8 protein-coding genes are annotated in these 9,390 nt (G+C 73.4%); all 8 read right to left on the bottom strand.

Annotated features, from left to right (window positions below; genetic code table 11):
- Positions 1-973, bottom strand: a 973-nt coding sequence (eboE, locus tag FNH09_RS24910; RefSeq protein ID WP_152891692.1) for a metabolite traffic protein EboE, incomplete at its 3' end; no start/stop codon positions are given.
- Between the two features lie 3 nt (positions 974-976).
- Entirely contained in the window at positions 977-1,825 is an 849-nt protein-coding gene (locus tag FNH09_RS24905; protein WP_152891690.1) for a TatD family hydrolase, read from the bottom strand.
- Positions 1,825-2,466 carry an EboA domain-containing protein gene (locus FNH09_RS24900; protein WP_162469049.1) on the bottom strand — a complete coding sequence of 214 codons (642 nt, stop codon included), beginning with the start codon at positions 2,464-2,466 and terminating at the stop codon, positions 1,825-1,827. The genes FNH09_RS24905 and FNH09_RS24900 overlap by 1 nt, the downstream gene beginning before the upstream one ends.
- A gap of 59 nt (positions 2,467-2,525) precedes the next feature.
- Complete coding sequence (locus FNH09_RS24895; RefSeq protein WP_152891688.1) at positions 2,526-3,404, bottom strand: sugar phosphate isomerase/epimerase family protein; 879 nt, start codon at positions 3,402-3,404, stop codon at positions 2,526-2,528.
- Positions 3,401-4,321 carry an SCO3242 family prenyltransferase gene (locus tag FNH09_RS24890; RefSeq protein WP_162469048.1) on the bottom strand — a complete coding sequence of 307 codons (921 nt, stop codon included), beginning with the start codon at positions 4,319-4,321 and terminating at the stop codon, positions 3,401-3,403. Before FNH09_RS24890 ends, FNH09_RS24895 begins: the two co-directional genes overlap by 4 nt.
- Positions 4,318-5,439 carry an inositol-3-phosphate synthase gene (locus tag FNH09_RS24885; protein ID WP_152891686.1) on the bottom strand — a complete coding sequence of 374 codons (1,122 nt, stop codon included), beginning with the start codon at positions 5,437-5,439 and terminating at the stop codon, positions 4,318-4,320. Before FNH09_RS24885 ends, FNH09_RS24890 begins: the two co-directional genes overlap by 4 nt.
- A gap of 92 nt (positions 5,440-5,531) precedes the next feature.
- Positions 5,532-6,863 carry a ThuA domain-containing protein gene (locus FNH09_RS24880; protein ID WP_152891684.1) on the bottom strand — a complete coding sequence of 444 codons (1,332 nt, stop codon included), beginning with the start codon at positions 6,861-6,863 and terminating at the stop codon, positions 5,532-5,534.
- 14 nt (positions 6,864-6,877) lie between these two features.
- Complete coding sequence (locus FNH09_RS24875; protein WP_162469047.1) at positions 6,878-9,355, bottom strand: PQQ-dependent sugar dehydrogenase; 2,478 nt, start codon at positions 9,353-9,355, stop codon at positions 6,878-6,880.
- Positions 9,356-9,390 lie beyond the last annotated feature (35 nt).

Genomic DNA, 9,390 nt, shown 5'->3' with positions numbered 1-9,390 from the left:
GTTCCGGGAGGGTGGCGGTGAGGGGGCCGTCGGGGTCGGCGTGCAGCGGGACGTGGAAGTGGGCGCGCCACGGTGTTGTCGCGGGCAGGGCGGGCCCGGTGAGGGCCTGCGGGAGGTCGTCCGTGCCGTGCAGCCCGGCGGGGGTGCGGGTGCGGGTCTGGTGCAGGAAGCGGGGTTCGGCGAACTCGGCCAGCGCGTCCCGGACTTCGGGACGGTCGGGGTGTGCGGCGTGCAGGGCGGCGGACAGTTGCGCCTTGACGACGGGGATGTGCGCGGCGGCGAGGGCGTCCAGCGCGGTGCGCGGGTCCTCGAAGGAGGTGGCGAGGTGGCAGGTGTCGACGCAGACGCCGACGCGGGGGTGGGCGACGGCGGTGAGCGGGACCAGGGCGTCGTGGGTGGTCTCCACGGTGCAGCCGGGCTCGGGCTCCAGGCCTACGCGGATGGAGCGGCCGGTGAGTTCCACCAGCGCGTCCAGCCGGGCGCCGAGGGTGCGCAGGGCTTCGTGTCCGGTGCGGGCGCGGTCGGCGCTCCAGCCGGTGCGCCAGCCGAGCGGCAGGGTGGAGATGCTGCCCTCGGTGACGTCGTCGGGCAGCAGCGCGCCGAGGATCCGGGCCAGCGCGGTGGTGTGTTCGAGACGCTCGGGGTCGGCCCAGTCGGGCTTGTACACGCGGTACTTGACCTCTTCGGCGCCGAATCCCTCGTACGGGAAGCCGTTGAGGGTGACGACCTCCAGGCCGCGCCGGTCGAGTTCGCCGCGCAGGGTGCTCAGCGCGGCCGGGTCGGTGTCCAGGGCGCGGGCGGCGTCCCGGGCGAGCCACAGGCCGATCCCGAGGCGGTCGCGACCGAGCCGGCGGCGCACCGGTTCGCAGTGGTCGCGCAGTTGGGCGAGGACGCCGTCGAGGGTCTCGGCGGGGTGCACGTTGGTGCAGTAGGCGAGGTGGACGGTCGTACCGTCGGGGTGGGCGAAGCGCATCGCTCACTCCCCGCCGCGGGCGAGCGAGTTGCCCTCGTGGGTGGCCTCGGGCTGCGCGATGTCCAGGTTCAGTCGGCCGCTGAGCCCGTAGAAGGCGACGGGGTTGCGCCACAGCACCTGGTCGACGTCGTCCTCGGTGAAGCCCTCGGCGAGCATCAGGTCGGCCACCGCGCGGGTCTTCAGCGGGTCGCTGCGGCCCCAGTCGGCGGCGGAGTTGACGAGCACCTTCTCGGGGCCGTGGGCGCGCAGGATCTCCACCATGCGCCGCTCGTCCATCTTGGTGTCGGGGTAGACGGAGAAGCCCAGCCAACAGCCGCTGTCCTTGGCCTCCTTGACGGTCGTCTCGTTGAGATGGTCGACCAGGACCCGGTCCAGGGGCAGCGCGGACTCGCGCACCACGTCGAGGGTGCGGCACAGGCCCGCGAGCTTGTCGCGGTGCGGGGTGTGGACCAGGGCGGGCAGGCCGTGGTCGGCTGCGAGCTGGAGCTGTGTGGCGAGGGCTTTGTCCTCGGCGGGGGTCATGGAGTCGTAGCCGATCTCGCCGACCGCGACGACCTGGTCCTTGACGAGGTAGCGGGGCAGTTCGTCCAGGACGGGCGTGCAGCGCGGGTCGTTGGCCTCCTTGGGGTTGAGGGCGAGGGTGCAGTGGTGGGCGATGCCGTACTGGGCGGCGCGGAACGGCTCCCAGCCGAGCAGGGAGTCGAAGTAGTCGAGGAAGGAGGCGGGTGAGGTGCGGGGCTGGCCGAGCCAGAAGGCGGGTTCCACCAGCGCGCGGATGCCGGCGGCCCGCATGGCCTCGTAGTCGTCGGTGGTCCGGGAGGTCATGTGGATGTGGGGGTCGAACAGGCGCATCAGGACTCCTTGCGACTCGGTGCGGTGGCCAGGGCCAGCACCCGGTGCAGACCGCCGGGGACGGGGCGGTCGGCCGCGGTGCGCTCGGCGGCGAAGTCGGCGAGCATCCGGGCGAGTTCGGCGTCGCCGTGGGCGCGCTCGTCGAGCGCGGCCACCTCGTCGACGGGAACGCCGGTGAACAGGCATTTGAGGACGGCGTGCCGCCAGCCGTGGGTGTCCAGGTGGCGGGCCGCGTAGGGGCCGACGGCGGCGGCGATCAGCCTGGTGTCGTTGGTGCGCAGGGCGTCCTCGGCCAGGGGGAGCGCGTCCGGGCCCGGCACGAGGTGGGGCAGGGCGAGCAGCACGGCCCGGCGTTCGTCGGCGGTGCCCTGCCGGTAGACGCGGGTGAGGGCGACGGCGTCGGCGCGGGCGGCGTGCAGGATCAGGACGCGGGCGGCGTCGGCGTGCCGGCTGCCGCAGCGTCGTCCGGCCTCCGCGAGCCGCAGTTCCCAGGCGCTGATCGGTCCGTGTCCGCCCGGATGGTCGGCGGCTTCGGCCAGGGCCTGCCGGTACCACTGCCGGGCGGCCGGGTCGAGGTGGGTGTCGAGGTGTTCGCGCAGGGCGTCGAGGGAGGGCGCCGCTGCGACGGCGGAGTGGGTCACGGTGTGCTCCTTTGCGGCGCGGGCCGGTGGGTGCGCCGCCCGGTCCCGGTGGAGTGAGGTCACGGCGCGCTCCTCTTCGGCGCGGTCGCGGGAGGGGTGTCGGCGGCGCGGCGCAGGAACGGCAGCGAGGTCGTGGCGTGGTGGGGGCCGGCGTGGGAGTGGCGGGGCAGTTCCACGACCGTCAGGCCCTGGTAGCCGCTGGTGTCGAGGGCCGCGAGGACGGACGGGAAGTCGATCTCGCCCTCGCCGAACGGGAGATGGTCGTGGACGCCGCGCCGCATGTCCTCGATCTGGACGTGCCGCAGCCAGGGCGCGGCGGCGCGTACGCAGTCCTGGGGCGGCAGGGGCTCCAGGCACTGGCAGTGGCCGATGTCGAGGGTGAGGCCCAGGGCGGGCGGGTCCCCGAGGAGGCCGCGCAGGTGGTGGAAGTCGGCGAGGGTGGCGAGGAGGTGGCCGGGTTCGGGTTCGACGGCGAGGGGCACGCCGGCGGCGTCGGCGGCCTCCAGCACGGGAGTGAGGGAGACGGCGAGCCGCTGCCAGGCCGTACCGGGCTCGTCCACCGATGGCGGAACGATTCCGCTGAAGCAGTGCACGGCCTGTGCCCCGAGGTCCGCCGCCACCCGTACCGCCCGCAGGAGCAGGTCCGTGCGGCGGGCGCGGTCCTGCGGGTCCGGGCCGAGCAGGGAGGGCCCGTGCTTGCGGCGCGGGTCGAGGACGTAGCGGGCGCCGGTCTCCACGGTGACGTCCAGCCCGAGTTCGGCCAGCCGCTTGGCGACCTTGCGGGTGCGCTCGGCGAGGTGGGGGGCCAGCGGGTCGAGGTGCATGTGGTCGAGGGTCAGGCCGACGCCGTCGTAGCCGAGGTCGGCGAGCAGCGCGAGGGCGTCGTCGAGCCGCAGGTCGGTGAGGCCGTTGGTGCCGTAGCCGAAGCGGAGGGTCATGTCACGCTCACCTTTCTCGACAGCCGGGCCGCCAGCGGGGCGAGGGCGGCGGTGCACAGCGCGGCGACGGGGGCGCCGGCGCGGGCGCAGAGGGCGGCCTGGAGGGGGATGGTGGCGCGGATGCCGCCGCCGACGGCCTTCTGGGTGAGCTGGGGTGAGGGGTTGAGGGCGGCGTGCAGGTAGGGGCGGGCGGCCAGGGCGGTGTAGGCGGCGGTGAGCGCGGTGCCCAGCGCCCGCGGGGCCGGGGCCTCGGCGGTGCTGCCCGGCAGGCCGGGGGTGGGTGCGGCACCCCGGCCCGCCGGGAGTTTCCTGGCGAGCAGGAGTCCGAGTGCGCCCGCCGTGGTCAGCGCCGCGAGCGGGGGCAGTACCGCTCCTCCGGTGGTCTCGTGGCGGGAGACGGTGGTGAGGGCCAGGGTGTGGGTGCTCAGCAGGGCGGCGGAGGGCAGGGCCCGGCGCACCGTGCCGGGCTGCGGGCCGGTGGCGGCCGCGCCGAGCAGCAGGTCCAGCCCGCGGGCCGCCGCCATCGCCGCGGGCCCGGCCGCGGTGCGCTTGAGGACCAGGTCGTACGCCCATACGGTGGCCGCCAGCGAGGTCGCGACGGCGAGGGCGGGGCGGCCGGCACGGGCGGCCAGGGCCAGACCGGCCGCGGTGAGCGCACCGGCCGCGGCGAGGGCGGCCGCGGGCCGGATGCGGCCGGAGGGCAGGGGGCGGTGCGGGCGCTCGACGGCGTCCTCCTCCCGGTCGGCCCAGTCGTTGAGCGCCATCCCGGCCTCGTAGAGGCACAGCGAGCAGCCGGCCGCCAGCAGGGTGCGCCGTCCGGGCCGTCCCGGCGCGGCCGCCGCCCCGGCCAGCACATCGCCGGGAACGGTGAACAGCGCGGGCAGGCGCAGCAGTTCGGCCCAGGCCCGGGCGCTCACGCGGTCTCCCGCAGCCGCTGCCCGAACCGTACGAGCGCCGCGTACTGCTCGCCGAGCGCCGAAGGCGCCTGCCCCACCGGGTCCTTGAAGTAGAAGCCGAGGTCGGACAGCGCGCCCCGGATGCCCGACTCGTGGGCGCGCAGGGTCAGTCGGGCCAGGTCCAGGACCAGGGGCGCCGCCAGGGCCGAGTCGCAGCCCTGCCAGATGGTCTGGAGGACCATGCGGGTGCCGAGGAAGCCGTCGAAGGCGATGTGGTCCCAGGCGGTCTTCCAGTCGCCGAGCGCCGGTACGTCGTCGATGTGCACCTCGCCCTGCGGGCTGCCGCCGAGGGTGTCGGCCAGGACGCGTTCCTTGCCGGCGTTCTTGGCGGCGGCAGCCGCCGGGTCGGCCAGGGCCGCGCCGTCGCCGCCGCCGAGCAGGTTGGTGCCGGACCAGGCGCGCACGTCCAGCGCCCGCTGCGCGAACATCGGCCCGAGGACCGAGCGCAGCAGGGTCTGGCCGGTCTTGCCGTCCCGGCCGGCGTACGGCGCACCGGCGGTCGCGGCCACCGCGGCCAGCGCCGGGTGGTGCAGTCCGGTGGACGGGGTGAAGTTGACGTAGCCGCAGCCGGCGCGCAGGGCGGCCGCCGCGTACAGCGAGCTCGGCGGCAGCGCCGCGCCGTCGGCGGCCGGCTCGGTCGAGGCGACGTTGACCACGACGGCCCGCGCCAGCTGTCCGCGCCGGACGAAGTCCTGGATGTCGGCGGTGAAGGCGGCGATCAGCTCCTCGGTACTCCGGCTGTCACCGCGGGCCGGGCCGCCGGGGCGTATCTCCGCGTCGGCCGCGGCGAGTTCGGCCGCCACGGCGGCCGGGAGGCCGTGCGGCAGGACACCGTCGGCGGCCAGTTCCTCCGCCCGTTTGGGCAGCGGGCAGTCCGTCGTGTCGTGACCGCCGAAGACGAGGGACGCGAGGTCCGGCAGACCGCTGTCGGCGAACGGCGGCGTCTCGGTGACCATACCGGTGGGCGGGTGCAGGCCCGCCGCCATGGCGGCGCAGCCGGCCACGGCGGTGGTGGCGACGGAGCCGCGGGCACCGATCAGCCACACTCCCACGCGGGGGCGGGGAAGGGACGCGGACATGGGCAGCCTCCTTGGCGGGCGCGAACCGCGCGTGGGTGAGGTGAGGGACTGAGACGGCGGGCGGGGGTCCGGCGTCCCCCGCCCGCCGCCGCTCACCTGCCCTTGACGGGCAGTTCCTTGATCCGGATGTTGCGGAAGGACACGTCGTCACCGGCTCCGTGGTTCTGGATGCCGATGTGTCCGTCGCGCAGGCTCCGGGCCGGATCGGTGTTGGTGAAATCGTTGATCTTCACGCCGTTGAGCCAGACGCGCAGTCGTTCGCCCTGCACGCGGATCTCGTACGTGTTCCACTCCCCCGGCGGGTTCAGCGCACGGTCGCGCTTCTTCACGTCGGCGGACCGGAAGCCGTAGACGGAGCCCGTGGTCTTCTCGGGCACGTCGGTGGCGTCGATCTGGATCTCGTAACCGTTGTCGACCGCCGACCAGGGGTCGTCCGAGGGCGGGAAGCCCACGAACACACCCGAGTTGTCGTCGCCGGCCGCCTTCCAGTCGAGCTTCAGCGAGTACGAGCCGAAGCCGGTCGGGGTGTACCAGAGCAGCCCCAGGCCGCCCGTCGACGTGAGCGTGCCGTCGTCGGAGCGGGTGAAGCCGCCCGGGCCCGCCTGTCGCCAGCCGTCCAGGGAGGTGCCGTCGAAGAGCGGCCGGTAGCCGGTCTCGGGTCGGCAGTCGGCCTGGACGTCGCCGATGGCCCACCGGATGCCGCCCAGCAGGTGCTGCCGGAAGGCGGGGTCGGCGTAGGACTCCTTGGTGTGGCCGCCGCCGGTGTAGAAGGCGCGGCCGCCCTGGTAGTCCTGGCACCAGGCGATGGGATGGTCGCCTTCCATGGTGCCGCCGGTGTACGACGTCTCGTCCAGGGAGGCCAGGACGTGGGCGTGCTCGCGCGGGTTGGAGCGGTAGTTGTACCACTCGTCCGTGCGCTCCCAGGTCCGTCCCAGGTGCGAGGTCGCCGCGTGGGCGCGGTCCTCCACGTTCACCGTGGCCGGCTGGATCGCCGGGTGGTTCTGGAAGTACGCGCCCGCCAGGCCGCCGTAGAACGCCCAGTCGTACTCGGTGTCGGCGGCCGAGTGGACGCCGACATAGCCTCCGCCGTGCCGGACGTACCCCTCGAACGCGTCCTGCTGGGCGGCGTCGAGGACGTCACCGGTGGTCGACATGAACACCACGGCGTCGTAGCGGCTGAGGTTCTTGCCGGTGAAGGCGGCCGCGTCCTCGGTGGTGTCGACGGTGAAGCCGTTCGCCCGGCCGAGCTGCTGCACGGCCTCGATGCCCTGGGGGATCGAGTCGTGCCGGAAGCCCGCGGTCTTGGAGAAGACCAGGACGCGCTTGGCGCCGTGGGCCGGGTCCGACTGGGCGGGTGCGGTCATGCAGCCGAGGAGCAGTGCGGCACCGAGCGCCGCGGTGGTGGTTCTGGCCGTCGCTCTCATGGTGTCGCCTCCTCTCAGCCGGTGGTGAAGTTGAAGTCGTCGAGCTCGTACAGGGATCCGCTGCCGCCCTTGAAGACCAGGTAGAGGGCGGTGGTGCCGCGCGGTGCCTTCGACAGGGCGGTGGAGACGTCCTGGTAGGTGTCCCAGCCGCCGGTCACCGGCACGGTGGCCTTGCCCAGCAGAGTGCCGGTCGCGGACCCGGCGCGGACCTCCAGGGTGCCGCCGGCGCCGCCGGAGGCGATGCGCGCGGTGATCTTCTTGGCGTCGGACAGGCTGTACGGGGTGAAGGCGATCCAGTCGCCGTTGTCGATGTCGCCGACGGTCTTGGCGCCGTGGGCGCCGGTGCGGGCGGTCACCGTGACACCGGAGGAGGTGTTGAAGTGCTCGGCCTGACGGTGCCGGGGCTGAAGGACGCTGCGGGCGTGCGTGGTGAGCGCCTCCTGGCCGCCGCCTCCGTTGTCGGTGTACTGGGCGTCGAGGACACCGAAGATGTTGGCGTCCTGGTCGTGTCCGCCGTCGGCGCTGGTCTGGATGGTGCCGGAGCAGCCCTGGGCGGAGGTCAGCGGGTGGCCGTGGGTGTCGTGGCCGAGGATGAAGTTGACGGTGACCTTGGAGCAGTCGACCGCCTTGCCGTCCTCGGGGTCGGTCACCTTCACGTTGAACGGGATCGCGTCACCGAAGCTGAACAGCTTGCCGTCCTGGGGGAGTTGCAGGGAGACGGTGGGGGCGGTGTTGCCGACGACCACCTGGACGCTGGCGCTGCCGGTCCGGCCGGTGGTGTCCTTGGCGGTCACCGTGGCCGTGTAGGTGCCGTTCTTCTTGTACTTGTACGTGGGGTTGGCACCGGTCGCGGTCGCCCCGTCGCCGAAGTCCCAGCTGTAGGTGAGCGCGTCGCCGTCCTGGTCGCTGGAGCCGGCCGCGGAGAAGGCCACCTTCAGTGGGGCCTGTCCGGAGGTGCGGTCCGCCGCCGCCTGGGCCACCGGGGAGTGCCCGTCGGTGGCGTTCTCTATGCGGTACAGGCCCGAGTGGTCGTCGCCGCCGAACCAGGAGGTGCCGTAGTCGAGCACGTAGAGGGCGCCGTCGGGGCCGAAGGCCATGTCCATCACCTGGGTGCCGCTCCAGGGGATGTCGTTGATCGACTGGACCTTGCCGTCCGCGTCGCTGGTGATGCGCTTGATCCAGCGGCGGCCGAACTCACCGGCGAAGAAGTCGCCGTCGTAGACCGCGGGGAACTTCACGGGCGAGTCGAGCGTGGCGTCGTAGTGGTAGACCGGGCCGCCCATCGGGGACTCCGAGCCGGTGCCGAACTCCGGCACGGACGGGCCGTCGTAGGGGATCCAGGCCGGCTGTGCCGGGGGCAGGTCCGTCAGACCGGTGTTGTGCGGCGAGTCGTTCTTCGGCGCGGAGCAGTCGAACTTGGCGCCGGAGGTCTTCGTCGCGAAGTCGTAGTCGACGTAGGCGTCGTTGGCGCCGGTGCAGTACGGCCAGCCGAAGTTGCCTGCCTTGGTCACCCGGGCGAACTCGACCTGGCCGGCCGGGCCGCGGTCGGGGTTGGCCGCGCCCGCGTCGGGGCCGTAGTCGCCGACGTAGACGATGCCGGTCTTCTTGTCGACGCTGAACCGGAACGGGTTGCGGAAGCCCATGGCGTAGATCTCGGGCCGCGTCTTGTCCGTGCCGGGCGGGAAGAGGTTGCCGTCGGGGATGGAGTAGGAGCCGTCGGCGTTCACCTTGATGCGCAGGATCTTGCCGCGCAGGTCGTTGGTGTTGCCCGAGGTGCGCTGGGCGTCGAAGCCGGGGTTGCGGTCGGGGCGCTCGTCCAGCGGGCTGTAGCCGTCGGACTGGAAGGGGTTGGAGTCGTCGCCCGTCGACAGGTACAGGTTGCCGGCCGCGTCGAAGTCGATGTCACCGCCGACGTGGCAGCACAGGCCGCGCGTGGTGGAGACGTCGAGGACCTTCTTCTCGCTGGCCTTGTCGAGGGTGCCGTCGGCGTTCAGCACGAAGCGGGAGAGCCGGTTGACGCCGTCGAACGGCGCGAAGTCGGCGGCGGTGCCCGTCTCGGGCGCGTCGCCCGCCGGGGTGTTCAACGGCGGTGCGTAGTAAAGGTAGATGGCGCGGTTGTGGGCGAAGTCCGGGTCGATGCCGACGCCTTGGAGGCCCTCCTCGTCGTGGGAGTAGACGTCGAGCTTGCCGGCCAGCTTGGTGTTGCCCGCGGCGTCCGTCAGCCGCAGTTCGCCGTCGCGGGAGGTGTGCAGGACCGAGCGGTCCGGCAGGACGGCGAGCGACATGGGCTCGCCGACCTCCGCCTCGCCCTTGGCGAGGGTGACCTGCTGGAAGTCCTCCGCCGCCGACTGACCGGCGACGGCAGCGCCGGCCTGGGGGGTGGTCAGGGTGAGGGTGGCGCCGGCGAGCAGCGCCCCGCTGAGCAGGGCGAGCGACTTTCGCAGGCGTGTACTGCGGTTCGCGTTGCGGGTGGTGGGGTCGTTCCCGTGCACGAATGGCCTCCAGATCGGGGCTGGTTGTACGGGCG

It is taken from the genome of Streptomyces adustus (assembly GCF_009377175.1).
Taxonomy (GTDB): Bacteria; Actinomycetota; Actinomycetes; order Streptomycetales; family Streptomycetaceae; genus Streptomyces; species Streptomyces adustus.
This window is presented reverse-complemented; position numbering and strand designations above follow the sequence as displayed.